This window comes from Bradyrhizobium sp. CCBAU 53340 (assembly GCF_015291645.1).
Classification (GTDB): Bacteria; Pseudomonadota; Alphaproteobacteria; order Rhizobiales; family Xanthobacteraceae; genus Bradyrhizobium.
On record NZ_CP030055.1, the window covers coordinates 7,462,384 to 7,484,511 of the forward strand.

The 22,128-nt window shown below is 64.5% G+C and carries 23 protein-coding genes and 1 riboswitch; of the genes, 7 read left to right on the plus strand and 16 right to left on the minus strand.

Annotated features, from left to right (window positions below):
* Positions 1 to 6: 6 nt before the first annotated feature.
* From XH89_RS35395 to XH89_RS35410, 4 genes are all read left to right on the plus strand, one after another.
* Positions 7 to 846 carry an AraC family transcriptional regulator gene (locus XH89_RS35395; protein ID WP_194464896.1) on the plus strand — a complete coding sequence of 280 codons (840 nt, stop codon included), beginning with the start codon at positions 7 to 9 and terminating at the stop codon, positions 844 to 846.
* A 55-nt stretch (positions 847 to 901) separates the two neighbouring features.
* Positions 902 to 1,261, plus strand: a complete 360-nt coding sequence (locus XH89_RS35400; RefSeq protein ID WP_194464897.1) for a VOC family protein — start codon at positions 902 to 904, stop codon at positions 1,259 to 1,261.
* A 143-nt stretch (positions 1,262 to 1,404) separates the two neighbouring features.
* On the plus strand, positions 1,405 to 1,806 hold the full coding sequence (locus tag XH89_RS35405; protein ID WP_194464898.1) for an SRPBCC family protein: 402 nt from the start codon (positions 1,405 to 1,407) through the stop codon (positions 1,804 to 1,806).
* A gap of 101 nt (positions 1,807 to 1,907) precedes the next feature.
* Positions 1,908 to 2,378 (plus strand): hypothetical protein, encoded by a 471-nt coding sequence (locus tag XH89_RS35410; RefSeq protein ID WP_194464899.1) that lies wholly within the window; start codon positions 1,908 to 1,910, stop codon positions 2,376 to 2,378.
* Here XH89_RS35410 and XH89_RS35415 read toward each other — a convergent pair.
* From XH89_RS35415 to XH89_RS35430, 4 genes are all read right to left on the minus strand, one after another.
* Complete coding sequence (locus XH89_RS35415; protein WP_194464900.1) at positions 2,375 to 3,817, minus strand: MATE family efflux transporter; 1,443 nt, start codon at positions 3,815 to 3,817, stop codon at positions 2,375 to 2,377. The two genes, XH89_RS35410 and XH89_RS35415, sit on opposite strands and share 4 nt — an antisense overlap.
* 167 nt (positions 3,818 to 3,984) lie before the next feature.
* The gene (locus XH89_RS35420) at positions 3,985 to 5,034 is read right to left on the minus strand and encodes a hypothetical protein (RefSeq protein ID WP_194464901.1); all 1,050 of its coding nucleotides are present in this window, start codon (positions 5,032 to 5,034) and stop codon (positions 3,985 to 3,987) included.
* A 105-nt stretch (positions 5,035 to 5,139) separates the two neighbouring features.
* A complete protein-coding gene (locus XH89_RS35425; RefSeq protein ID WP_194464902.1) occupies positions 5,140 to 5,553 on the minus strand; it encodes a PAS domain S-box protein in 414 nt (137 codons plus the stop codon).
* Between the two features lie 165 nt (positions 5,554 to 5,718).
* Entirely contained in the window at positions 5,719 to 6,855 is a 1,137-nt protein-coding gene (locus tag XH89_RS35430) for a 2'-deoxycytidine 5'-triphosphate deaminase (RefSeq protein WP_371825188.1), read from the minus strand.
* A gap of 80 nt (positions 6,856 to 6,935) precedes the next feature.
* Positions 6,936 to 7,015, plus strand: a riboswitch (SAM riboswitch).
* 74 nt (positions 7,016 to 7,089) lie between these two features.
* Between XH89_RS35430 and XH89_RS35435 the strand changes: the two genes are divergently transcribed.
* Complete coding sequence (locus tag XH89_RS35435; RefSeq protein WP_194464904.1) at positions 7,090 to 8,277, plus strand: O-succinylhomoserine sulfhydrylase; 1,188 nt, start codon at positions 7,090 to 7,092, stop codon at positions 8,275 to 8,277.
* Between the two features lie 188 nt (positions 8,278 to 8,465).
* On the opposite strand, the gene XH89_RS35440 is transcribed toward XH89_RS35435, so the two are convergent.
* The 3 genes from XH89_RS35440 to XH89_RS35450 are packed head-to-tail and all read right to left on the minus strand — an operon-like array spanning position 8,466 to position 11,530.
* Entirely contained in the window at positions 8,466 to 9,467 is a 1,002-nt protein-coding gene (locus XH89_RS35440; RefSeq protein ID WP_194464905.1) for an SGNH/GDSL hydrolase family protein, read from the minus strand.
* 12 nt (positions 9,468 to 9,479) lie between these two features.
* A complete protein-coding gene (locus tag XH89_RS35445; protein ID WP_194464906.1) occupies positions 9,480 to 10,259 on the minus strand; it encodes an SGNH/GDSL hydrolase family protein in 780 nt (259 codons plus the stop codon).
* The gene (locus XH89_RS35450) at positions 10,259 to 11,530 is read right to left on the minus strand and encodes an OpgC domain-containing protein (RefSeq protein ID WP_194464907.1); all 1,272 of its coding nucleotides are present in this window, start codon (positions 11,528 to 11,530) and stop codon (positions 10,259 to 10,261) included. The genes XH89_RS35445 and XH89_RS35450 overlap by 1 nt, the downstream gene beginning before the upstream one ends.
* Before the next feature lie 192 nt (positions 11,531 to 11,722).
* Here XH89_RS35450 and apaG point away from each other — a divergent pair, with 192 nt between their 5' ends.
* The gene (apaG, locus tag XH89_RS35455; protein WP_194468725.1) at positions 11,723 to 12,115 is read left to right on the plus strand and encodes a Co2+/Mg2+ efflux protein ApaG; all 393 of its coding nucleotides are present in this window, start codon (positions 11,723 to 11,725) and stop codon (positions 12,113 to 12,115) included.
* Positions 12,116 to 12,225: 110 nt separating this feature from the next.
* On the opposite strand, the gene XH89_RS35460 is transcribed toward apaG, so the two are convergent.
* The 3 genes from XH89_RS35460 to XH89_RS35470 form a co-directional block, all read right to left on the minus strand.
* The gene (locus XH89_RS35460; protein ID WP_194464908.1) at positions 12,226 to 13,236 is read right to left on the minus strand and encodes an Hsp33 family molecular chaperone; all 1,011 of its coding nucleotides are present in this window, start codon (positions 13,234 to 13,236) and stop codon (positions 12,226 to 12,228) included.
* Positions 13,237 to 13,530: 294 nt separating this feature from the next.
* Complete coding sequence (gene argF / locus XH89_RS35465) at positions 13,531 to 14,466, minus strand: ornithine carbamoyltransferase (protein WP_194464909.1); 936 nt, start codon at positions 14,464 to 14,466, stop codon at positions 13,531 to 13,533.
* The gene (locus XH89_RS35470) at positions 14,466 to 15,668 is read right to left on the minus strand and encodes an aspartate aminotransferase family protein (protein ID WP_194468726.1); all 1,203 of its coding nucleotides are present in this window, start codon (positions 15,666 to 15,668) and stop codon (positions 14,466 to 14,468) included. Before XH89_RS35470 ends, argF begins: the two co-directional genes overlap by 1 nt.
* Positions 15,669 to 16,124: 456 nt before the next feature.
* Here XH89_RS35470 and XH89_RS35475 point away from each other — a divergent pair, with 456 nt between their 5' ends.
* Complete coding sequence (locus tag XH89_RS35475) at positions 16,125 to 16,637, plus strand: GcrA family cell cycle regulator (protein WP_194464910.1); 513 nt, start codon at positions 16,125 to 16,127, stop codon at positions 16,635 to 16,637.
* Positions 16,638 to 16,727: 90 nt separating this feature from the next.
* Here the strand turns inward: XH89_RS35475 and phoB are convergent, their stop codons facing one another.
* The 6 genes from phoB to pstS form a co-directional block, all read right to left on the minus strand.
* The gene (gene phoB / locus XH89_RS35480; protein ID WP_057745196.1) at positions 16,728 to 17,441 is read right to left on the minus strand and encodes a phosphate regulon transcriptional regulator PhoB; all 714 of its coding nucleotides are present in this window, start codon (positions 17,439 to 17,441) and stop codon (positions 16,728 to 16,730) included.
* Between the two features lie 14 nt (positions 17,442 to 17,455).
* Positions 17,456 to 18,172, minus strand: coding sequence for a phosphate signaling complex protein PhoU (phoU, locus tag XH89_RS35485; protein WP_028155152.1), 717 nt, complete (start codon positions 18,170 to 18,172; stop codon positions 17,456 to 17,458).
* 11 nt (positions 18,173 to 18,183) lie between these two features.
* The gene (gene pstB, locus XH89_RS35490; RefSeq protein ID WP_194464911.1) at positions 18,184 to 19,005 is read right to left on the minus strand and encodes a phosphate ABC transporter ATP-binding protein PstB; all 822 of its coding nucleotides are present in this window, start codon (positions 19,003 to 19,005) and stop codon (positions 18,184 to 18,186) included.
* Positions 19,002 to 19,847 (minus strand): phosphate ABC transporter permease PstA, encoded by an 846-nt coding sequence (pstA, locus tag XH89_RS35495; RefSeq protein ID WP_194464912.1) that lies wholly within the window; start codon positions 19,845 to 19,847, stop codon positions 19,002 to 19,004. Before pstA ends, pstB begins: the two co-directional genes overlap by 4 nt.
* Position 19,848: 1 nt before the next feature.
* Positions 19,849 to 20,838: a phosphate ABC transporter permease subunit PstC gene (pstC, locus tag XH89_RS35500; protein WP_194468727.1), complete on the minus strand. Its 990-nt coding sequence runs from the start codon at positions 20,836 to 20,838 to the stop codon at positions 19,849 to 19,851.
* A 148-nt stretch (positions 20,839 to 20,986) separates the two neighbouring features.
* Positions 20,987 to 22,000: a phosphate ABC transporter substrate-binding protein PstS gene (gene pstS / locus XH89_RS35505; protein ID WP_194464913.1), complete on the minus strand. Its 1,014-nt coding sequence runs from the start codon at positions 21,998 to 22,000 to the stop codon at positions 20,987 to 20,989.
* Positions 22,001 to 22,128: the final 128 nt, after the last annotated feature.

A 22,128-nucleotide genomic window follows, 5' to 3' on the forward strand; every position in this document is an offset into this window, starting at 1 on the left:
GGTGGCATGGACGCCACCACGCTGCTGACGACACGATCGATGACCGTCTCCGAGTTTCGCTGTGATGCGGGGCCGGACGATACGCCGTTTGCCGAATGCCGCACCGGCCATTCCATCGCCTATGTCCGCTCCGGCAGTTTCGGCTGCCATTGCCGCGCCGGCTTCTTTGAGCTGGTGGCGGGCTCGCTGCTGGTCGGCGCGCCCGGCGAGGAATACACCTGCACGCATGAGCATGTTTCGGGCGACGTCTGCCTCGGCTTCTTCTTCAGCGAGGATTTGGTCGATGCGCTCGGAGGGCGGCGCGAGACCTGGCAAGTCGGCGCGACACCGCCGCTGCCCGAGCTGATGGTGCTGGGCGAGCTCGCCCAGACGGCGGCAGATGGCAACAGCGATCTGGGCGTCGACGAAGTCGGCCAGATTCTTGCGAGCCGCTTCGTCGAGCTGGTCTCTGGCAAGCCGCGCAAGCAGGCCTCGCCGACGGTGCGCGACCGCCGCCGCGCGGTCGAGGCCGCGTTGTGGATCGACGACAACTCACATGCCGAAATCGATCTCGAACAGGCCGCACGATTGGCAGATTTGAGCCCGTTCCATTTCCTGCGACTGTTCTCCAGCGTGCTCGGCGTCACCCCGCATCAATATCTGGTGCGCTCGCGGCTGCGGCATGCGGCGCGCCTGCTCGCTGAGGACGACATCGCGGTCACCGACATCGCCTATGACGTCGGCTTCGGCGACCTCTCCAACTTCGTTCGCACCTTCCACCGCGCCGCCGGCCTATCGCCGACCAGGTTCCGGCAGGCCTCGAAGGGCAAGCGCAAGATTCTCCAAGAGCCGTTCGCCCTCAACTAACTAGGGTCGTCTCCGGCGCGCGCCACGAGCGGCGCGCTTTGCAATGGAGACGACCATGTATGACCACATCGGACTGCGCGTTGCCGACCTCGACGCCGCCACACGCTTCTACACCGCGGTGCTGGCGCCGCTCGGTTACGTGCTGTGCTCGAGCGGCGACGGCTATGCCGGCTTCGGACCGAAGGGCGAGCCGGCGCTCTGGCTGCATCTGAACAAGGGCCGCAAGGCCGACGGCGCGCATGTCGCGTTTCGCGCCAAGGACCATAACGCGGTGAAGGCCTTCCATCGCGAGGGGCTGCAAAACGGTGGCCATGACAATGGAGGCGCCGGACCGCGCAAGGATTACAGCCCGACTTACTACGCGGCGTTCCTGATCGATCCCGATGGCAACAATGTCGAGGCGGTTTGTACGTGAGCCAGTCACGAACGCCGTCATTGCGAGGAGCCCTTGCGACGAAGCAATCCAGGCTGTTTCCACGGAGACATTTCTGGATTGCTTCGCTGCGCTCGCAATGACGGAGGACTTGGCGACCACTTACCGAAATCAAGGATACTTTCATGGCCTCCATCCGCAACGACGTCTCCCTTCCCGCAGCAGCCCGCGACGTCTGGGATGCGGTGCGCGATTTCGGCGCGCTGCCTCAGCGGCTGGTGCCGGGCTTCGTCACCGCATGCCAGCTCGACGGCGACGTACGCATCGTCACCTTCGCCAACGGTTCGGTTGCGCGCGAAGTGCTGGTCGATTGCGACGATATCAGGCAGCGGCTGGTCTACGCGATCAACAACGAGCGGCTGAAGCATTACAGCGCCTCGGTGGAGGTGATCGCCGAGGGCGAGGCAAGCTGCCGCCTGGTCTGGATCATCGACATGCTGCCGAACGAGCTTGCAGCCTACGTTCAGGAGCAGACCAAGGCCGCCGTGATCGCCATGCGCAAGGCGTTTCCGCCGAAACCTGCGTGATATTTCTCACAGAGCCCGCCCCTCATTCGGCCGTAGCCATGACCGTGTGCGTCGAGTTGGCCCCGCTCTTCCGGCGGCGCCACGCACGCGAGGAGCATGCCGTGAGAGGTGCGGACAAGGTGATCTGCCAGGCAGCTGCCGTGCTGCTGCTGTTTTCAATTTCGAGCGCGCCGGCCAAGGCGCAGTTCCTCGGCGGTGGAGCTGCCGGCGGCGAAGACATGATGACCCAGATGGCGCCGATGCTGGAGATGATGAAGGCAAAGATGGGCAAGCGCCGCTTCGCCATGATGATGCAGACCATGGGCCCGATGATGGGCCGCATGATGGAGAATGGCGGCAGCGGTTTAGGCGGCCTCGCCGGCGGCAATCTCGGCGGCGGATTCGGCGCACCCAGTTACGGCGGTTACGCGCCGATGAGCGGCGGCACTATTCCGGCCGGCATCGGCGGCGGCGATATCATGGGCATGCTCGGCGGCGCCGGCGGCGGCGACGTGATGGCAATGATCCCGCAGATGATGCGGCTCGCCAATGTCGGCGGCGGTGGCGGCCGTCGTCGCCACAGGCATCGCTAGTCGGCAACCGACAGCACGGGCTGAACCGCGGGCTTCGTCTCGCGCGGGCCCCAGCGCGTCAGCACCACGCTGGAGCATGACAGCAGGCCGAGCACGACCATCGAGCTCGCGGCGAGCCAGAAGAAGCTTTGCGCGGTGGCATCATGCGTCGACAGCCACCAGCCGATGGCTGCGATGTAGATCAGTCGCGCGGTCTGAGCCAGCACCGGTCCGATCACCTTGGCTGCACCCTGCGAGGAGAAGTACATCGTCGAGGCAAGGCCGATGAAGGCGTAGAACGGCGCCACCGTCGACAGATATTGATGGCTGGTGGCGCGCACCGTGGCGCTGTCGGTGAAGATGTTGACCCAGAGATCGGGGAATAGCGCGACGAGACACGCCGGCGTGCCGACGGCAACGAAAGCGCTCGCGCCTGCGATCCAGGCGATGCGCCGCGCGCGCGAGATGCGGCCGGCGCCGACCGCCATACCGATCATCGGCACCGAGGCGATGCCGAACGAGAACGCGATCGAGGTCAGCAGGAATTCGAGCCGCGCGCCGATGCCGTAGCCGGCGAGGATCGCGGTGCCGAACCTGGCCAGCATGTGGGTGAAGATCGAGATCGTCAGCACCGATTGCAGCGGCGAGAAGCAGGCGATGGCGCCGACCTTGAGGATGTCGAAGAACATCGCCCATTGGATGCGCAAGCCCCGCAGCTTTGGAACAACACGGGCGCGGCCGGAGAAGAGATACCAGCCCATGATGCAGATGTTCATGGAGTAGGCGGTCAACGCACCGGCGGCGACGCCGCGCATGCCGAGTTGCGGTACGGGTCCGAGCCCGAGGCCCAGCGTGCCACCGAGCACGATCTGCCAGACCGCGGAGTTGAGGATCAGAAGCGACGGCAGCTTCATGTTGCCAGTGCCGCGCAGCACTCCCGCCATGGTGTTGAGCGTCCAGGGCAGCACCGCGCCGCCGAAGAACACCTGGGTATAGGCGATCGCATGCGTCAGCACAGTGCCGCGGCCGCCGAGCATCGTGAGCACCTGGGGCCCGAAGATCAGCATACCGAGCATGAAGACGAGGCCGAAGGTGATGCCGATGAGGAGCGCATGCGCGGCGAGCGTCCCGGCGCGTTCGCGGTCGCCGGCGCCGAGCGCACGTGCGATGGCTGAGGCCACGGCACCGCCCATGGCACCGCCCGACATCGTCATCGTCAGGATCACTGTCGGAAACACCAGCGCCATCGCGGCCAGCGCTTCGACGCCGAGACGCCCGATATAGGAGGTCTCCGCAATCACCACGCAGGTGCCGGCAGAAAGCGCGACCACGTTCGGCCAGGCGAGCCCCAGCAACGTGCGCAGGATCGGCCCGTCGGTCAGCGCGCTCCGTACAGGGCGCGTGGGCGACGGTAGCGGACGTTCCTGCTCATCGACCGGGATCTCGGCGACCTCAGTCATTTCCTCTCCGGAGCACAGGCGCCATTTGCGGCGTGGCAATGCATAGGTGCGTCAATCAATTTGCTCGCGCGGAAGGCGCGGGTGCGCAATTGTTAGCACGACGATTGCCGATTCCTCCTGCGTCAGGTGCAGGCGTGCCCTGCGGCAGCGCATTTCAAGGGGCGGAATTACCCGACAGTCCAAACCAGCGGCGGGCGGCCGCCTGCAACGGAGCGCAGGTGCACGCCGATGTGCCGGCCGCATCCCGCAGCCAGCCCCTCGAACAGCCCCTCCAGCAATTTTGCGCAGGCGCGATGATAATCGGCGACGTCGTCCATCAGCTTCCAGCTCTGCTGGTGGATTTCGAACGTGCCTTCGGATTGCGTGGTCTCTGCGACATCGTCCTGCGCGGCGAACAGCGCGTTGAGGAAGGATGCGAACTCGCTGGCGCCGCCACGTGCCGCCGACAACGCCGCCGCGATCTCGTCGAAAAATTGCATGCCGATCAGCTTGCCGGTGAGATGCAGGAGATAGCCGGCATCCTCCGGACCGAACAATTGCACCATCACCGGCGCGGCCGTGCGCACATATTCCATCGCGTAGTTGCGATAGGCCTTTTCCAGCCGCGGCTTCGGCCAGCTCGCGACGGGCAGCGCCGGTGCTGTCTTCGCATCAAACGGCGGTGCTTCGAGATGCTGCGCGAACACCAGGCGCTGATCCAGTTCGAGCGGATGGTCGTACTGGCGATAGTAGCCCTCGAGACCGTCCTGGCCGTCGACGCTCTGCTTGGTGCAGACGAAGCCGAGCCTGAGATCACCGAGCGCGGCGCCATTGTTGGCGTGCCAGCCGCGAAGCATCGCGCGGCTGACCTCGCCGGGCACGCCGCAGATCGCCGCGCCCTTCCAGATCCAGCGCGGGGGCGGATAGCGGATCCAGGCCTTGGTGTCGCTCTCGTACATGTATTCGACATGGACGCCGCCGATCCAGTTGGAGAGATAATGATATTGCGCCGCCGCCACCGCCGGCGGCAGATGATCGATCCCGAGTTTCTTGAGCCCCGGCAGGAAGCGCTCCTGCTGCTGGCGGCGAAACACGCGAAAGACGAACTCTGCCGCATCGGCCGTGCCACGCCGCGTGACGACGGTGAGGATCAGGCCGGTGAAATAGGCGTGATAGAGATCGGCGACCGCGCGCCAGCGTTTCCATTGCGCTTCTTGCGCGGCGTCTATGGTGGTCATGCTTCGCTCCCGATCGTTGTTTTGATCGAGTGTGTCACCGCGCCGAATGACAGGCAACATGATGCGCGCGCAGGAGGCCCTGCACGACATCAGGTCAATTCCGCATCACGAAGTTTGCGATGCCTTCGCTGCCCGCTCGCGCTCGACGCGCTCGGTGACGTCGCGCGCCATTGCAACCGATCCCTGCACGTTGCCGCCGGCGTCACGCACCAACGCGAAAGTCATTTCGATGTAGAGCTTGCGCCCGCTCTTGTGCAGAGCGCGGGTCAGCGTCGGCCGGCCCGCAAGTTTCATGCTGCCGCTGGCGAGCGCGGCCTCAAAGCCCCTCCAGTGGGCGGCTCGCAAATGTTCGGGAATGATCAGATCGAGATTCTGGCCAAGCGCGTCCGCTGCGGTGAAGCCGAACAGCGCGGTTGATGCACGGTTCCAGCGCGTGATGGTGCCGGAGCGATCGGCATAGATCAGCGCGTCGGCGACAGCGTCGAGGATGTTTGCGTCGAGTTGGGAAGGATCGGTCATGTCGAGACCTCGTTGGATCTTGCATATCCTGACACACATTCGATGTCATCGCCCGACTTGATCGGGCGATCCAGTACTCCGAGAGAGTGGCGATCAATCGAGAGGCTGCAGCGTACTGGATGCCCCGGCCGAGCCGGGGCATGACGGCGGAGGGTGGGGCTAATACTACACCCGGAAATGCTTGCTCAGCTTCAGGCCCTGCGCCTGGTAGTTGGAACCGATACGCTGGCCGTACATAGCGTCGGGGCGGGCCAGCATCTTCTCGTAGACCAGGCGGCCGACGATCTGGCCGTGCTCGAGGATGAACGGCACTTCGCGCGAGCGAACTTCCAGCACGGCGCGCGCGCCTTGCCCGCCGGCGCCGGCATAGCCGAAGCCGGGATCGAAGAAGCCGGCGTAATGCACACGGAATTCGCCGACGAGCGGATCGAACGGCACCATCTCCGCGGCGTAGTCGGGCGGGACCTGCACGGCTTCCTTGGAGGCGAGGATGTAGAACTCGCCGGGATCGAGAATCAGGCTGCCGTCGGGCCGGGCCGAGATCGGCTCCCAGAAATCTTCCACCGCATAGCCGGAGCGACGATCGACATCGACCACGCCGGTGTGGCGCTTGGCGCGGTAGCCGACGAAGCCACTGCCCTTCTCGCCGGAGAGATCGACGGAGACGGCGACGCCGCCGGCGAGATCGGCATCGTCGATGTCGACGAGACGCTCGGACGCATGCAGCGCGTCGAGTTCGTCGGCATTGAGGATGGCATCGCCGGTGCGGAAGCGCACCTGGCTGAGGCGTGAGCCTTCGCGCACCAGGACCGGAAACGTCTTCGGGCTGATCTCGGCATAGAGCGGGCCGTGATAGCCGGCGCCGATCATGTCGAAGCGGCGGGTGCCGTCGGCGATCACGCGCGTGAACACGTCGAGACGGCCGGTCGAGCTCTTGGGGTTCGCGGCCGCGACGATCTCCGGCGGCAGCGCCAGGCTCTCGAGCAGCGGCACGATGTAAACGCAGTTGGTCTCCAGCACTGCGCCGTCGGCGAGGCTGAACTCGTGCAGCTTCAACCGGTCGATGCGCTCGGCGACGGTCGCGCCGGGACCAGGCAGGAAGCTCGCACGCACGCGATAGGCGATATCGCCGAGGCGCAGATCGAGGCTCGCCGGCTGGATCTGGCTTTCGACAAAGTCATAGGCGGGCAGGATGAGGCCCTCTTCCGCCATCGCCGCGATCATGCGGTCGGGCAGGATACCATTGGCGTCGGCGGCAACCGTGAACGTCAACCGGGGATCCTCATCAGGGGTCAAGTACATCCGGACTGGCGGGACATACGAGCCTTTTACGGCTATCCGATGGACGCCTTGACGGAAAGGGCATTGCGGAATATGAGCATCACTTATCCCGTGGTGATTTGAGCCGGCCGGCTTGCAGCCACGTTAAATAAGTCGCTAAACAGGCCGGGGACCTCTGTGATCCCGGCCCGTGGAGATATCCAGGCCGGTTTTTTTGTGACCGTTTTCGACGAGACGGTCATCTCGGAGGGTCCTATGTCGAAGTCGCCTGCCAACTACCGCCCCGAAACCCGCCTGGTCCATTCCGGCACCCTGCGCTCGCAATATGGCGAGACGTCGGAGGCGCTGTTTCTGACCCAGGGCTATGTCTACAACAGCGCCGAGGAGTGCGAGGCGCGGTTCAAGGGCGAGGACCCCGGCTTCATCTATTCGCGCTACTCCAACCCGACGATCGCGATGTTCGAGCGCCGCATGATCGAGCTCGAAGGCGCCGAAGCCGCGCGCTCGGCAGCGACGGGGATGGCCGCGGTGACGACGGCGATCCTGGCGCCGCTGAAAGCCGGCGATCATGTCGTGGCCTCGCGCGCGCTGTTCGGCTCGTGCCTCTACGTCGTTCAGGATCTCTTGCCGCGCTACGGCATCGAGACCACGCTGGTCGATGGCGCCAATCTCGATGCATGGCAACGCGCCGTGAAGCCCAACACCAAGACGTTCTTCCTGGAGAGCCCGACCAATCCGACGCTCGACGTGCTCGACATTCCCGCCATTGCCGAGATCGCGCACAAGGGCGGCGCGCGGCTCGTCGTTGACAACGTGTTCGCAACGCCGATCTGGCAGAGCCCGCTCGCGCTCGGCGCCGATGTCGTCGTCTACTCCGCGACCAAGCACATCGACGGTCAGGGCCGCTGCCTCGGCGGCATCATCCTGTCCTCGGAAGCCTTCATCGCTGAGCACATTCATAACTTCATGCGCCAGACCGGCCCGTCGATCTCGCCGTTCAACGCCTGGGTCCTGCTCAAGGGCCTGGAAACGTTAGGTGTGCGCGTGCGCGCGCAGACCGACACTGCGGCGCGCATCGCCGACGTGCTGGCGAGCCATCCCAAGATTGCGCGGCTGGTCTATCCCGGTCGCGAGGATCATCCGCAGGCAGCGCTGGTGAAGAAGCAGATGCGCGGCGGCTCGACGCTGGTCGGCTTCGAGGTCAAGGGCGGCAAGGCGGCTGCGTTCCGCGTGCTCAACGAGCTCAAGCTTGCCAAGATCTCGAACAATCTCGGCGACGCCAAGAGCCTCGTCACGCATCCGGCGACGACGACGCATCAGCGGCTGAAGCCGGAGGATCGAGCTGCGCTTGGCATCAGCGAGGGATTCATCCGCTTCTCTGCAGGGCTCGAGCATGCGGATGATCTGATCGAGGATCTGACGGCGGCGCTGGAGAAGGCGTGATCATCCTTACCCTCCCCTGGAGGGGGAGGGTCGCTACGCATTGAGCGACGCGAAAATGCGTAGCGGGGTGGGGTGACGGTGCCTCCGCATCAAGCGCTGCCCGAGTGGAGAGATCACCCCACCCCGCTCGCGCTGCGCGCGATCGACCCTCCCCCTCTAGGGCCCTCTAGGGGAGGGTGAAGCGGTGCCTACATCGGCCGATACGTTCTCACATCAGCGGGCACATTGACGCCGAGCTTGATCTGGCCGACGGAACGAATGATGTCGTCGCCGAGCAGCTGGGCAAAGCAGGCATAGCCCCAATCGTTCATGTGCAGGCCGTCGGCGATGACGAAGCTCTCGACCGGAAGCGCCTGCTTCTCGTGCCAGTCGCGCATCACCTCGAAGCGCGGGAAGATGCCGACGTGGCGAAGCTGGGCGACCTTGCCGAGCAGCTTCACCATCTTGCCTGCGCTCTCGGGACGCTCGGTGACGCGCGGAGAATATTGCGGGTCCACCAGCACGACGTCGGCATCGCCGGCGGCCTGGATGCGGGTGATGCCGTCCTCGACCATCTTGGCGGTGTCGCCGGGATCGAGATTGCGTAACACGGCGTTGGTGCCGACCTGCCAGATCACCAGATCCGGGTGCACGTCGATCACCTCCTTCTGGAGGCGCTTCATCATCTCGGGCGCATCCTCACCGCCGACGCCGGCATTGATGACGGTGATATCGGCGGTCGGATATTGCCGGCGCAGCTGCGCGGCGAGACGGTTCGGATAGTTGAAATCGGGCGAGCTCGCGCCGAAGCCCGCGGTGGACGACGAGCCGAACGCAACGATCACGACGGGCTTGCCGGCAACGAGCTTGTTCGCGACATGCGGCAGCGAGCCCATGGTCTTCGACACGCCTTTCGGCGACAGGCAAGGCACGCGGCTGAAAATATCGCTGGCAGATTTCGCGACCTGCTTCACCTTGTCGATGGCGCGCGAGGTGAGACCGGGCCGCTCGCCTGTCGGCTGGCCGGTTGCGACGGCGGTGGTCTGGGACTGTGGTGCCGGGGCGGGATCAGCGGCCTGCTGCGGAGCCGGGGTCGCCTGGGCTGCTTGCGCGCGCGCAGGCGCCTGCGCCACAGGCGTCAGCATCAGCAGCGCCGCCGCTGCGGACGCGGCCAGCCATGTCGGCGGGGCAAAAGGGCGGAGAGAACTCATTAACACTAGACCTCAATTTTGCTGCTCGGCCGGTCCCAGATGGGCGGCGTCGATCACGAACTGCGCCAACGCGCGGCCGATGCAATCATGGACCTGCTTCGCGAGCTCGGGGCCGCGAGAGGGGCTGAACAGGTCGAACTGACCCTGATCATTCCACTGCCGCATCATCGCGAAACGGTCGAACAGCGGGATATCATGTTCTTGTGCCACCACCCGCATATTGTCGAGATAAGGCGGGACCGAGATCATGGTTTCGGTACGCGGGCTGTACTGCAAATTCATCAACACGACGTCAGCCCCCGCATTTTGCAACGCAGCGACACCTTCGGTCACGGCGCCGCGAAACTCGTCGGGATCGATGGAGCGGATGGCATCCACGGTCCCGGTCTGCCAGATGACCAAAGTAGGTGCTTTTGCTTCCATCAGCTTAACGAAGGTCCCGGCAGTTTCCTCCGCCGTCTTCTTGCTCTGTATTTCTACGGATACGTGCACGGTCTCAGCGGGCGGCAGCTTCTCTTTCAAGATCGCTTCCATGCGTGCCGGATAGGAGCTGCCTTCCGAAGACGGGATTGTCGTCGATCGGCTGCCGACCACGAGGATCTCGAGCGGCTTGCCCGCCTTGACGGCTTTGGCGACCTTGGGAAGCTGGCTTTCGCTGGTGAGCAGATAGGACGGCAATTCGCAGGCGGCCGGCGCGGGCGCAGCGGCAGGCGCAGGATCCTCCGCGCGCGCCGAAGGCGCGGCAAGGCCGCCGCACAGCAGGATCAGGCTCAGGAGAACCTTCGCCTTCATCAGCCTCCTCCCGCCAGATCGGCGTTGCCGACGGCGTTCTTGGTTTTCGCACCGCTCTTATCAGCTACGCGCTTGTACCACGAAATCACCCACGCCACGCCCCACATGATCAGGATTCCGGAAAGACTAATCAACGCATGCATGGCAGGTCCGCCGGAGACCTCGGCCAGAATGAAATGCCCGGCGAAGGCCAGGAAGACGCCGAGACAGAAGATCTCGAGGGAATGCTGGCCGCACAGGATCAGCGGTCGCAGCCACGGCGATTTCAGGCCCGGCCACTCCCGCGGCAGGAAGCGCACGGTGAGCGCGGAGAGCGCCAGGAAATGCGTGAAGCGCAGCACGTCGAGGTCGGTCTTGTCGATCGGATACATCCACTGCTCGATCCGCTTCGGCATGAAGTGCGAGAGCTGCGGCACGTACCAGGTCAACGTCACGTAGAACGCCGCGACGAGATAGGCGATCGAGATCCACATCGTCACCGGTGAAGCCAGAATGCGCGACATTCGTCGCGCACCTCCAAGCGCGCACCATGCCCCGAAGACGAAAAGCAATTGCCAGGCCAGCGGATTGAACGCCCAGAAGCCGTTCGGATAGGCCGAGAAATAGAGGTCGAATTCCCACGTCGCCGCATAGAGCAGCGCCGAAAGCGCGAGCGTAACGTCGGGCTTCCACTTCATCGACCACAGGATCAGCGGCAGGGCCAGCATCAAGACGATGTAGAGCGGCAGCACGTCCATGTTGACAGGACGGAAGCGCAAGAGCAGCGCCTGCACGATAGTGATGTCGGGCTGCTTGAGGAAATCCATGATCCCCATCTCTTCGGTGTAGAGCGGGTTCTCGAAGCTGGTCGCGACGTAGGAGATCTCGGCGAGGAAGATCGTGAACAGGAAGACGTGTGCGACGTAGATCTGCCAGACCCGGCGCAGGATGCGCGCGGTGGCGATGACGAAGTTGTTCTCCAGCATCGCGCGGCCGTAGACGAAGGCGGCGGTGTAGCCCGAGATGAAGATGAAGATTTCGGTGGCGTCGCTGAAGCCGTAATTGCGGATCGTGAACCAGGTCAGCAGGTTCGGCGGCAGATGGTCGATGAAGATCAACCACAGGGCCAGACCGCGAAACAGGTCGAGCCTGAGCTCGCGCTCGCCGATGGCAGGCAGCGTGATCGCCGGCGCAGCGATGCGCGGCTTCGCGTCAACGGGTTTGGCTTCCGCAGGCTTGGCGCCTGCGGTTCCCGCGATCGTCGATCCCGTCACTTGATCGGCAATGGTCATCGGGGCCCAAAAACCCTTCCGCAAATCGGGACGTTTGAGGAGTGTACCGGTCCAGTCGCCGCCTCGCAAAGCGTCCGGATCAAATACGGCTGTCTTTTGGGGGTGTACTCTCCGTCAATTCTGGCGGGACGATGTCGCGAAAACGGACTTCGGCGTTTGGTTCCGGGCCAGGATTTCGTTATGATGGCAATCATGTACCGCGCCGTGACCCGCCAGATCGAAGTGACCGTCGAGCCGTGCTTTGTTCCGGAGCAGTCGTCGGCCGACCGCTCGCGCTATTTCTGGTCCTACACCATCGTCATCACCAATTCAGGCGAGGAGACCGTGCAGCTCAAGACGCGGCACTGGATCATCACCGACGCCTCCGGCCGGCAGCAGGAGGTCAAGGGCGAAGGCGTGGTCGGCGAGCAGCCGACGCTCGCCCCCGGCGAACGGTTCGAATACACCTCTGGCGTGCCGCTTTCCACCGCCTCCGGCTTCATGACCGGCCGCTACCAGATGGTCAGCGAAACCGGCGAGCGCTTCGAGATCGACGTGCCGACGTTCTCGCTGGACAGCCCCGACAACAAGCGGGTGCTGAATTAGCAAGACGCCGTAGGGTGGGCAAAGGCGCGAAGCGCCGTACCCACCATCTTCCCTAATTCGGGGATGGAAGGTGGGCACGCTTCGCTTTGCCCACCCTACGGCACCGTGGCCTACGCGTCTTCCACACCCGCTTCATGCGGCGTGAACTGGTACACCGACGAGCAGAACTCACAGGTCACGACGACCCTGTCATCCTTGACCATCGCGCTGCGATCGTCAGGCGAAAAGCTCTTCAGCATCGCGGCGACCGCGTCGCGCGAGCAGGAGCATTGCGCTTTCAACACAAGCGGATTGAACACGCGCACGCCGCGTTCGTGGAACAGTCGGTAGAGCAGCCGCTCGCCGGAGAGATCGGGATCGATCAGCTCGACGTCCTCGACCGTTTCGATCAGCGAGCGCGCCTCGACCCAGGCATCGTCCTCGGCGACGCTGTGCACCGCGGCGGCACCTTCGGGCGCATCGCCGGGATGCAGGTCCGCCTGCCGCGCGCGCTCCGGGGCCTTCGGCAGAAACTGCATCAGCATGCCGCCGGCGCGCCAGCGGTGCTTGCCGCCGTCGCTCGAGCGCCACTCCTCGCCGACCGCAAGGCGCACGCGCGTCGGGATCTGCTCGGAGCGCAGGAAATATTCGTGGGCAGCGTCTTCCAGGCTGCCACCGTCGAGCGCGACCAGGCCCTGATAGCGGCTCATGTCCGGCCCCTGGTCGATGGTCATGGCGAGATGGCCGCGGCCGAGCAGCGTCCCGGAATCCTTGGCCTCACCAAGGCGCGCGGCATCGAAGCGCGCGTAGGCGCGCAGGCGATCGGGTGCCTGGTAGTCCACCACCAGGAACGACACCGGACCGTCGGTCTGGGCCTGAAGGATGAAGCGGCCCTCGAACTTCAGCGCCGAGCCGAGCAGCGTCGTCAGCACGATCGCCTCGCCGAGCAGCTTACCGACCGGCGCTGGATAATCGTGCTTGGTCAGGATGTCGTCCAGCGCCGGGCCAAGCCGCACCAGACGGCCGCGCACATCGAGCGCGTCGACCTCGTAGGGCAGCACGGCATCATCGATCGGAACCGCTGATGGCGCGCGAACCGGGCCTTCCGGCCCGGTGCTCATGTCAGGGGATTGGGAAACCATGGGGCGTTATCTGGGGTCGGAGGATGGGAAATGGAAGGGGGCGCGAGGTAGTGTGTTCCGGGTACAGTTATGATCGCACAACGTTGCGACAAACGCAGCGTCATCCCAGGGCGCGCGAAGCGTGAGCCCGGGATCCATAACCACAGGCCTAAGTCATAGCGCGGGACGACAACTCCAAGTCATCGCCAAACAACTGCCTGTGGCTATGGGTCCCGGATCGGCGCGCGCCTGAGGGCGCGCTTGTCCGGGACGACGGTGGAGAATGGGGCCAGCGACGCAGCCCCACCACCGAGATCACTTCACCGCGTCAAAGCACCAGGCCAAAATGCCCTTCTGCGCATGCAGGCGGTTTTCGGCCTCGTCGAATACGACCGATTGCGGGCCGTCGATCACCTCGTCGGTGACCTCCTCGCCGCGATGGGCCGGCAGGCAGTGCATGAACAGCGCGTCGGGCTTGGCCAGCGACATCAGCTTGGCATTGACCTGGTAGGGCTTGAGCACGTTGTGGCGGTGCTCGCCTTCCTTGTCGCCCATCGACACCCAGGTGTCGGTGACGACGCAATCGGCGCCCTTCACCGCGGCTTCCGGATCGGTGCCGATCACGATCGATGCGCCGGTCGTCTTGATGAAGTCGCGCATCACCTTCTTCGGTGCGAGCTCGGGCGGGGTTGCGACATTGAGCTTGAACTTGAAGCGCTCGGCCGCATGGGCCCAGGACGCCAGCACGTTGTTGTCATCGCCGGTCCAGGCCACGGTCCGGCCCTCGATCGGGCCGCGATGTTCCTCGAAGGTCATGAGGTCGGCCATCACCTGGCAGGGATGCGAGCGGCGCGTCAGGCCGTTGATGACAGGCACGGTCGCGTTCGCCGCGAGCTCCAGCAGCGCCTCGTGGTTGAGGATGCGGATCATGATGGCGTCGACATAGCGCGACAACACGCGCGCGGTATCGGCGATGGTCTCGCCGCGGCCAAGCTGCATCTCGGCGCCGGTGAGCATGATCGGCTCGCCGCCGAGCTGGCGCATGGCGACGTCGAACGAGACGCGGGTGCGGGTCGAGGGGCGCTCGAAGATCATCGCCAGCGTCTTGCCCTCGAGCGGACGCACCGGCTGATGCGCCTTCTGCTTCGCCTTCATGGCGGAGGAGGCCGCGAGCATGCTCTTGAGCTCCGACAGCGGCAGCTCGTTGATATCAAGAAAGTGCTTTGGAGTTTTATTGGGTGCCTTGCTCATCAGCTTGCCGCCCGCTTGTTGCCTGACAGCGCCGTGCAGGCGCGTTCGAGCCTGATGACGCTGTCCTCGATCTCCGCCTCGGTGACGATCAAGGGCGGCAGGAAGCGCACGACATTGTCGCCGGCGCCGACGGTAAGCAGTTTTTCGTTGCGCAGCGCTGCGACGAGGTCGGCGGAGGGCACCACGGCCTTGATACCGATCAGGAGCCCCTCGCCGCGCACCTCGCTGACGATCTCAGGATGACGGTCGATGACGGAAGCGAGCTTCTGCTTGAGCAGCAGCGACATCTTCTGCACGTGGTCGAAGAAGCCGGGCTTGAGCATGACGTCGAGCACGGCGTTGGCGGCCGCGATCGCCAGCGGGTTGCCGCCGAAGGTCGAGCCGTGCGAGCCCGGGCCCATGCCGGAGGCCGCATCCGCGGTCGCCAGGATCGCGCCGATCGGAAAGCCGCCGCCGAGCGCCTTGGCCAGCGACATCACGTCGGGCGTGACGCCGGTGCGCCGATGAGCGAACAGATCGCCAGTGCGGCCCATACCGGTCTGCACCTCGTCGAAGGCGAGCAGCAGGCCCTTCTCATCACAGAGCTGGCGCAACGCCTTGAGGAAGCCTGATGGCGCCGAACGCACACCGCCCTCGCCCTGGATCGGCTCGATCAGGATGCCGGCGGTCTCTGGACCAATCGCCTTCTTCACGGCCTCGATGTCACCATGCGGCACCTGGTCAAAACCGTCCATCGGTGGACCAAAGCCTTCGAGATATTTCGCAGAGCCGGTCGCGGCCAGCGTTGCCAGCGTGCGGCCGTGGAAGGCGCCTTCGAAGGTGATGATGCGATAGCGCTCCGGATGTCCCTTGGAGAAGTGATGATGGCGGACCAGCTTGATCACGCCCTCCAGCGCTTCCGCGCCGGAATTGCAGAAGAATACGAAGTCCGCAAAGCTCTCGCTGCATAGACGCGCGGCGAGCCTCTCGCCATCAGGGCTCTGAAACAAGTTCGACATGTGCCAGAGCTTGGTCGCCTGCTCCTGCAACGCCTTGACCAGCGCAGGATGGGCATGGCCAAGCGCATTCACGGCGACGCCCGAGGTGAAATCGAGATAGCGATCGCCGTTGGTTGCGATCAACCAGACGCCTTCACCGCGCTCAAAACCGATGTCGGCTCTGGCGAAAACGGGGAGCAAATGCGGCGCTGCGCTGTTGGTCATGACGATCACTTGATTGTTGCGGACGGACAATGTGTGCATTGCGCAACGCACCATTGACCGGCCCGGAAAACGAAACGTGCCGCCTTTTAAGGGCGGCACGCACGACTATCTTAGGCCTGGTGAAACGGGTGTCAATGCCGCCCGGAAAGCCTCGCGAAACGCTGATTCCGTAGTCTTGCGGTGGCGATTTTGCGGGATTTTCGCCACGGAACATGTGGAAGCGAGTCGGCGGACTCTTGCGCGTGAGTCACGCCATATTGTAGCGTTTGGCTTGTCAGATACGACATCTCGTGCAGCGGTTCTGATCCCATAAGTCCTCATGTACCGGCGTAAACGTTCGGGCGCATCTGGTGCGCCCGGCGAGCCTTAAGGGATTCTGGCGGCACGGGTTTTTCGAGACTTAGGCATTCGTCGTGCCGCCCCAGGATGGCGGCGCGCGGCGAAGGAAAGGGTGCAATGACGGTTTTGACCTGGTCCGACGATCGCGTCGAGCAGCTGAAAAAGCTCTGGGAGGCCGGACTTTCGGCCAGCCAGATCGCCGCTGAGCTTGGGAATGTCACCCGCAACGCCGTGATCGGCAAGGTGCACAGGCTCGGCCTGTCCGGCCGGGCCAAGAGCCCCTCATCGGCAGCTCCGCGGCCGCGCAAGGCGCGTCCCGCGCAGCACATGATGCGGGTGAGCCGCCCCATGGCGCGCGGCAACACCGCGCTGGCGCAGGCCTTCGAGGTCGAGGTCGAAGCCGAACCCGTTACCTATGACAACGTGGTGCCGATGAGCCAGCGGCTCTCGCTGCTCGAACTCAACGAGGCGACCTGCCACTGGCCGGTCGGCGACCCCTCGAGCCCGGATTTCTTCTTCTGCGGCGGCAAGGCACTGTCCGGCCTGCCCTACTGCGCCCAGCACTCGCGTGTCGCCTATCAGCCGGCCGCCGATCGGCGCCGCGCGCCGGCCAAGCCGAGCACGCGCTGAGCATTGCTGAGACGACATTGTCCCGGCCCGGGCCGGGACAAAAAGAAAAGCGCGCCACTGGGCGCGCTTTTTTGTTTGGCATGAGTGCCGCTAGCTTGACGTCTGCTCTGCCTTGGCAAAGCGATCGTCGAGCGCATAGCCGGCACCGCGGACGGTGCGGATCGGATCCTGCTCGCGGCCGAGATTGAGCAGCTTGCGCAGGCGGCCGATATGGACGTCCACGGTGCGCTCGTCGATATAGATGTCGCGGCCCCAGACGCTGTCGAGCAGCTGCTCGCGCGAGAACACGCGGCCCGGATGTTCGAGGAAGAACTCCAGCAGGCGGTATTCGGTCGGGCCGAGATCGATCGGCCGGCCCGAGCGCGCCACGCGGCGCTTTTCGCGGTCGAGCTCGATGTCGCCGAAAGCGAGCACGGTGGCGAGCCGCTCGGGGCTGGCGCGCCGCAAGAGGCCCTTCACGCGGGCGAGCAGCTCGGGCACCGAGAACGGCTTGACGATGTAATCGTCGGCGCCGGTGGCAAGTCCCCGCACCCGCTCGCTCTCCTCGCCGCGCGCGGTGAGCATGATAATCGGCAGCTGCTTGGTGTCGGACCGGGTCCGCAGCCGGCGGCACAGCTCGATGCCCGAGAGCCCCGGCAGCATCCAGTCGAGCACGATCAGATCGGGGATGTGCTCCTTGAGGCGGGTGTCGGCGTCGTCGCCGCGCATCACCGTCTCGACGTCATAGCCGTCGCCCTCGAGGTTGTAGCGGAGAAGCTCGGTGAGAGCTTCCTCGTCCTCAACAACCATAATGCGTGCGCCCATGGGCTCGTCGCTCCTTAAGTATTCGGGACCGTGGTGGCGAAGGTCGTCATGTCGCCCTTCGGCCGCTTGTCGGTGATGGCCTGGCCTTCGATCATGTAGAACACCGTCTCGGCGATGTTGGTGGCATGGTCGCCGATCCGCTCGATGTTCTTGGCGCAGAACATCAGATGGATGCAGAATGAGATGTTGCGCGGATCCTCCATCATGTAGGTGAGGAGCTCGCGGAACAGCGAGGTGCAGATGGCGTCGACTTCCTCGTCGCCCTTCCACACCGCCATCGCCGCCGGCAGATCGTGCGCGGCATAGGCGTCCAGCACCGACTTGACCTGCTGCTGCACGAGGTCGGTCATGTGCTCCAGGCCGCGGAACAGCTTGAGCGGATGGAAATCCGTCTCCAGCGCCGCGACGCGCTTGCCCATGTTCTTGGCGAGGTCGCCGATCCGTTCGAGATCGGTCGCAACGCGCATGGCGCCGACGATCTCGCGCAGATCGACCGCCATCGGCTGGCGGCGCGCGATGGTCAGCACGGCGCGCTCCTCGATCTTCTTCTGCAGCGCGTCGAGCTCGGCGTCGATGGTAACGACGCGCTGGCCGAGCGCGACATCGCGGCGGATCAGCGCGTCGACGGAATCGACGATCATGCGCTCGGCGATGCCGCCCATCTCGGCGACCAGGCGGGTGAGCTCCTGGAGGTCGGTGTCGAAGGCTTTTGCGGTATGTTCAGAACCCATGTCCTGTCTCCTCAGCCGAACCGGCCGGTGATGTAATCCTGCGTGCGCCGGTCGGACGGCGACGTGAAGATCTTGCTGGTGTCGTCGAACTCGATCAGCTCGCCGAGATACATGAAGGCAGTCTTGTCGGAGACGCGCGCCGCCTGCTGCATGTTGTGGGTGACGATCGCGATCGTGTAGTTCTCGGACAGCTCCTGGATCAGCTCCTCGACCTTGGCGGTCGAGATCGGGTCGAGCGCCGAGCACGGCTCGTCGAACAGGATCACCTCGGGCCGCACCGCGACGGTGCGGGCGATGCAGAGGCGCTGCTGCTGGCCGCCGGAGAGCGACAGGCCGGAGGCATTGAGCTTGTCCTTGACCTCGTTCCACAGCGCGCCGCCGCGCAGCGCCTTCTCGACGCGGTCGTCCATCTCGGATTTCGAGATCTTCTCATAGAGCCGGATGCCGAAGGCGATGTTCTCGTAGATCGTCATCGGGAACGGCGTCGGCTTCTGGAATACCATACCGACGCGGGCGCGCAGCAGGTTGAGGTCGAGCTTGGGATCGAGAATGTTGGTCTGATCGAGCATCAGCTGACCGCTAGCGCGCTGGCCCGGATAGAGATCATACATCCGATTGAAGATGCGCAGCAGGGTCGACTTGCCGCAGCCGGACGGGCCGATGAAGGCGGTGACGCGGTTGGTGCCGAGCGTCAGATTGATGTTCTTCAGCGCGTGGTGCTCGCCGTAATAGAAGTTGAGGTTGCGCACCGTCACCTTGGCTGGCGCTTCGGGCAGCGGCTGCTGCGCGGCGAGGTGAGCGTTGGAGCTCACGGATACGGACAGGTCGGTCATTTTGCGGTCCTCTCGGCACCGAGGATGCGGGCGCCAATGTTCAGGGCAAGCACAGTGAGCGTGATCAGCAGGGCGCCGCTCCAGGCGAGTTGCTTCCAATAAGCGTAGGGGCTCTGCACGAAATTGTTGATGGTCACGGGCAGGTTCGCCATCGTCTTGTTCAGGCCGAGGCTGAAGAACTGGTTCGACAGCGCAGTGAACAGCAGCGGCGCCGTCTCGCCGGCGACGCGGGCGGTGGCGAGCAGCACGCCGGTGATGAGGCCCGATCGGGCCGCACGATAGGCGATCCGCTTGATCACCAGCGAGCGCGGCAGGCCGAGCGCGGACGCCGCCTCACGCAGTGCGTTCGGCACCAAGAGCAGCATGTCCTCGGTCGTGCGTAGCACCACCGGGATGACGATGACGGCAAGCGCCAGCGAGCCTGCGATCGCCGAGAAGCCGCGCATCGGCACCACCACCGCGCCGTAGATGAACAGGCCGATGATGATCGAGGGCGCCGACAGCAGGATGTCGTTGATGAAGCGGATCACCGAGGTCAGCTTGTCGTTGCGACCGTATTCGGCGAGATAGGTGCCGGCGAACAGGCCGAGCGGCGCGCCGACACCGACGCCGATCACGGTCATGATCAGCGAGCCGACAATGGCGTTGCGCAGGCCGCCTTCGGTCGAGCCCGGAGGCGGGGTATCCGCGACGAACAGGTCGAGGTTGAGGCCGGCGAGGCCGTTGTAGAGCAGCGTGAGCAGGATCAGCGCGAGCCAGGTGACGCCGAAGGCGGCGGCACCGATGCAGAGCCCGCGGACGACGATATCCTTGCGGCGGCGGCGTGCGTAAATCGGGTTCATGTCACTTCCCCGCCTTCTTTTCCAGACGCAGCAGCATCAGCCGCGCGCCGGCGAGCACGAAGAACGTCAACACGAACAGCAACAGGCCGAGCAGGATCAGGCCGGACTGGTGCAGGCCGTCGCTCTCGGCGAATTCGGACGCGATCGCCGCCGAGATCGTGGTGCCCGGCGCGAAGATCGACGACGAGATGCGGAACGAGTTGCCGATGATGAAGGTCACCGCCATGGTCTCGCCGAGGGCGCGGCCCAGCGCCAGCATGACGCCGCCGATGATGCCGACGCGGGTGTAGGGGATCACGACGCTGCGCACGACCTCCCAGGTGGTGCAGCCGACGCCGTAAGCCGCTTCCTTGAGCACCGGCGGCACCGTCTTGAACACGTCGACCGAGATCGAGGTGATGAAGGGCAGCACCATGATGGCGAGGATCAGCGCGGCGTTGAACAAGCTGAGATAGGACGGGGGACCTGCGAAGATCGCGCCCAGCACGGGGATGCCGTCGAAGATCTTGATCATGAAGGGCTGGAAGGTGTTGGCCAGGAACGGGCCCAGCACGAAGAAGCCCCACATGCCGTAGATGATCGAGGGAATGCCGGCGAGCAGCTCGACCGCCATGCCGATCGGGCGGCGCAGCCATTGCGGGCAGAGTTCGGTGAGGAAGATCGCGATGCCGATCCCGACGGGAATGGCGATCAGCATGGCGATGAAGGAGGTGACGAGCGTGCCGTACATCGGTCCGAGCGCGCCGAGCACGGGCGGATCCGCCGACGGGGCCCAGCGCTGCGTCCACAGGAACGCGAAGCCGTATTCCTTCATCGCCGGGACGGCGCCAATGATCAGCGAGATGATGATGCCGCCGAGAATGAGAAGGACCGAAATCGCGCTGAGGCGCGTGATCCAGTAGAACGTGACATCGCCGAGCTTGAACGCGCTCAAGGCCTTGGCGCGGTCATACGGTCCGGCGTCGTCGATTACATCGCTCTGAACAGCCATCTCTGCCACGCCGATCCCCTGTACCAATAATATACGTTCTTGTTTGGTCTCGCGCCCCGGATAGAGCGCGATACTGATCCGGGGCCGAGAAGCCGCGCGGTCCGCGATGCGGCCATGGAGGTCGCACCGCGTCCCGGGAGCAAGGAGCTTAGCTCTTGATGTCAGCCGACCAGGTCTTCTCGATCAGCTTCACGACGTTGTCGGGCATCGGGATGTAGTCGAGCTCTTCGGCGGACTTCGCACCCTTTTCGAAGGCGAACTTGAAGAACTTCAGCGCTTCCTGCGATGCAGCCTTGTCGACGGCTTCCTTGTGCATCAGCACGAAGGTCGTCGCGACGATCGGCCAGGACTTGTCGCCGGGCTGGTCGGTGAGGATCAGGTAGTAGCCCGGAGCGCTGGTCCAGTCGGCGTTGGACGCGGCGGCCTGGAACGCCTCGTTGGTCGCGTCGACGGTCTTGCCGGCCTTGTTGACCATCTTGGTGTAGGTCAGCTTGTTCTGCTTGGCATAGGCGTATTCGACATAACCGATCGAATTCTTGGTCTGGGCGATATTGCCGGCAACGCCTTCGTTGCCCTTGGCGCCGACGCCAACCGGCCACTCGACGGCGGTGCCTTCACCGACCTTGCTCTTCCAGTCGGCGCTGGTCTTGGAGAGATAGTTGGTGAAGTTGAAGGTGGTGCCCGAACCGTCCGCGCGGTGAACGACCGAGATCGCTTCCGACGGCAGCTTGGCATTCGGGTTCAGCTTCTTGATCGCAGCGTCGTCCCACTTGGTGATCTTGCCGACGAAGATGTCGGCGAGGGTGGCGCCGTCGAGGACGATCTCGCCGGCCTTGATGCCTTCGATGTTAACGACCGGGACGATACCGCCCATGACCATCGGCCACTGGGCAAAGCCGTCCTTCTGGAGCTGATCCGCCTTCAACGGAGCGTCGGTCGCGCCGAAGGTCACGGTCTTGGCCTGGATCTGCTTGATGCCAGCGCCGGAGCCGATCGACTGGTAGTTAACGCCGTTGCCCGACTCCTTTTTGTAAGCATCCGCCCACTTGGAGAGGACGGGGAAAATGAAGGTCGAGCCGGCACCGGTGATGTCGGCGGCAAACGCCGTCGTCGTCGTTGCGGCGACCAAGCCGGCAGCGACGATGGTCTTGAGGAAATTCATGCTGGTCTCCATACAGGGGAGCGAAGCGCCATTCGCGCCCGATCGCGCTCCCCGTGCCGCCCCTTTAGGAGCGGTCGGCTGAGCTTTTACGAAGGTTTCGTGACAGTCGGATGACAGATGCAAGCGAT

Coding starts and splice junctions, on each gene's coding strand:
- XH89_RS35395 (WP_194464896.1), top strand. CDS start 7: ATGGACGCCACCACGCTGCTGACGACACGATCGATGACCGTCTCCGAG.
- XH89_RS35400 (WP_194464897.1), top strand. CDS start 902: ATGTATGACCACATCGGACTGCGCGTTGCCGACCTCGACGCCGCCACA.
- XH89_RS35405 (WP_194464898.1), top strand. CDS start 1,405: ATGGCCTCCATCCGCAACGACGTCTCCCTTCCCGCAGCAGCCCGCGAC.
- XH89_RS35415 (WP_194464900.1), bottom strand. CDS start 3,817: ATGACTGAGGTCGCCGAGATCCCGGTCGATGAGCAGGAACGTCCGCTA.
- XH89_RS35420 (WP_194464901.1), bottom strand. CDS start 5,034: ATGACCACCATAGACGCCGCGCAAGAAGCGCAATGGAAACGCTGGCGC.
- XH89_RS35425 (WP_194464902.1), bottom strand. CDS start 5,553: ATGACCGATCCTTCCCAACTCGACGCAAACATCCTCGACGCTGTCGCC.
- XH89_RS35430 (WP_371825188.1), bottom strand. CDS start 6,855: ATGTACTTGACCCCTGATGAGGATCCCCGGTTGACGTTCACGGTTGCC.
- XH89_RS35435 (WP_194464904.1), top strand. CDS start 7,090: ATGTCGAAGTCGCCTGCCAACTACCGCCCCGAAACCCGCCTGGTCCAT.
- XH89_RS35440 (WP_194464905.1), bottom strand. CDS start 9,467: ATGAGTTCTCTCCGCCCTTTTGCCCCGCCGACATGGCTGGCCGCGTCC.
- XH89_RS35445 (WP_194464906.1), bottom strand. CDS start 10,259: ATGAAGGCGAAGGTTCTCCTGAGCCTGATCCTGCTGTGCGGCGGCCTT.
- XH89_RS35450 (WP_194464907.1), bottom strand. CDS start 11,530: ATGACCATTGCCGATCAAGTGACGGGATCGACGATCGCGGGAACCGCA.
- apaG (WP_194468725.1), top strand. CDS start 11,723: ATGTACCGCGCCGTGACCCGCCAGATCGAAGTGACCGTCGAGCCGTGC.
- XH89_RS35460 (WP_194464908.1), bottom strand. CDS start 13,236: ATGGTTTCCCAATCCCCTGACATGAGCACCGGGCCGGAAGGCCCGGTT.
- argF (WP_194464909.1), bottom strand. CDS start 14,466: ATGAGCAAGGCACCCAATAAAACTCCAAAGCACTTTCTTGATATCAAC.
- XH89_RS35470 (WP_194468726.1), bottom strand. CDS start 15,668: ATGACCAACAGCGCAGCGCCGCATTTGCTCCCCGTTTTCGCCAGAGCC.
- XH89_RS35475 (WP_194464910.1), top strand. CDS start 16,125: ATGACGGTTTTGACCTGGTCCGACGATCGCGTCGAGCAGCTGAAAAAG.
- phoB (WP_057745196.1), bottom strand. CDS start 17,441: ATGGGCGCACGCATTATGGTTGTTGAGGACGAGGAAGCTCTCACCGAG.
- phoU (WP_028155152.1), bottom strand. CDS start 18,172: ATGGGTTCTGAACATACCGCAAAAGCCTTCGACACCGACCTCCAGGAG.
- pstB (WP_194464911.1), bottom strand. CDS start 19,005: ATGACCGACCTGTCCGTATCCGTGAGCTCCAACGCTCACCTCGCCGCG.
- pstA (WP_194464912.1), bottom strand. CDS start 19,847: ATGAACCCGATTTACGCACGCCGCCGCCGCAAGGATATCGTCGTCCGC.
- pstC (WP_194468727.1), bottom strand. CDS start 20,838: ATGGCTGTTCAGAGCGATGTAATCGACGACGCCGGACCGTATGACCGC.
- pstS (WP_194464913.1), bottom strand. CDS start 22,000: ATGAATTTCCTCAAGACCATCGTCGCTGCCGGCTTGGTCGCCGCAACG.